The 1,372-nt window shown below is 43.3% G+C and carries 1 protein-coding gene and 1 pseudogene; one reads left to right on the top strand and one right to left on the bottom strand.

Annotated elements, in window-relative coordinates:
- Window positions 1-13: 13 nt before the first annotated feature.
- A pseudogene (locus CFPU101_RS25205) lies at window positions 14-253 on the bottom strand (F0F1 ATP synthase subunit B'); the annotation flags it as partial.
- Window positions 254-296: 43 nt separating this feature from the next.
- Here CFPU101_RS25205 and CFPU101_RS25210 point away from each other — a divergent pair.
- Complete coding sequence (locus tag CFPU101_RS25210) at window positions 297-1,358, top strand: IS630 family transposase (protein ID WP_206818627.1); 1,062 nt, start codon at window positions 297-299, stop codon at window positions 1,356-1,358.
- Window positions 1,359-1,372 lie beyond the last annotated feature (14 nt).

The following is a 1,372-nucleotide window of genomic DNA, read 5'->3' on the forward strand; positions in this document are numbered from 1 at the left end:
GGCAGAATCGAAGTTACTTAACTAGCTCTGGCCCTAATAGTTTTTCTATGATTTGACGGCTCAGAGCTTCCACCTGTTGTTCAAGTGATTGCATTGCTGCTTCTTTTTGTTGGGCAATCTCTAAAGATGCCGCTTCTTTCTGGGCGATCGCTTTAGCTTGTGCTTCGGCGATCTGTTGAGACGCAATTTGTTGCGCTTCCGCTTGGGCGGCTGCTAGGATCTCTTGCGCTTGTTTACCAAGTTGCGAATTGTAGCGTAAAATTAAATAGAAAGAAGAAAAGGAAGATCAAGAAGAAATGTCCAGAGTCAGTCGAGTGTTACCGCATCTGACGGCGGAAGAAATTCAAGAAAAGATCCGTACAACAGATAATCACAGAAAACAGCAAAAATGGTGGATTGTCTACAACGCTTTAGTAGCTCCCAGACCCGCCCAAGAAATCGCGTTACATACAGGAACAACACTGAGAACGGTACATCAAGTAATCAGCGATTATAATCGCATGGGTGTAGCAGCGATTGAAAAACCGAAAACCGAAAACCGAAAAAGAGCTTATTTAAGCTTAGAAGAAGAAAGAGACTTGCTGGCTCAGTTAGAACCTCAAGCCAAAAAAGGAGAGCTAACGACAAAAATAGCAATCAAACAAGCTTTTGAGAACAAAGTCGGGCATCAAGTCCACAAAACGACTATTTATCGTCTAATCGAACGACATGATTGGCGCAAAATTAAGCCTAGGGGTCGTCATCCCAAAGCTAAACCTGAAGAGGTGGAGAATTTTAAAGACAGTTTTCCGTTAGTGATCGAACAATTAAAAATGGAGCGACCCGAGACGGAACATCGTTCAGTTATCTTGATGGCAGCCGACGAAGGGCGATTTGGTCGTACTGGAGAAGTTCGGGGTTGTTGGTGTCCGAAGGGTTTTCGACCGACGATTCACCGACAGGTGGTCAGACAATACATTTATGCCTACGCGGCTGTTGCTCCTGCTTTAGGACGGATGAGTTGTCTGCTTCTGCCAAGAGTTGACCAAGGGATGATGAATCTTTTTCTACAACAGGTCTCCCAAGAATTTTTCGACTATTTCATCATCTTACAAGTAGATCAGGCGGCTTGGCATCGAGCCAAAAATCTCGTTGTTCCTAACAATATACGATTGCTCTTTCAACCTCCTTATTCTCCTGAAGTCATGCCAGTCGAACATTTATGGGACGAGATTCGAGAAAAGTATTTTTCTAACCGTCTGTTTCTAAGTTTGGATAAAGTTGAGGACACTTTGTGTCAAGCTCTTAAGGAACTTGATTCTCAACCCGAACGCTTACGCTCCATGACTTATTTTCCTCATTTGAGAATTACAGTCTAATTCGCAACTTAGTA

It is taken from the genome of Chroococcus sp. FPU101 (assembly GCF_017312365.1).
GTDB lineage: Bacteria > Cyanobacteriota > Cyanobacteriia > Cyanobacteriales > Microcystaceae > Chroococcus.

Excerpts from the sequence above, each read along its gene's own strand:
- CFPU101_RS25210 (WP_206818627.1), top strand. The coding sequence starts at position 297 with ATGTCCAGAGTCAGTCGAGTGTTACCGCATCTGACGGCGGAAGAAATT.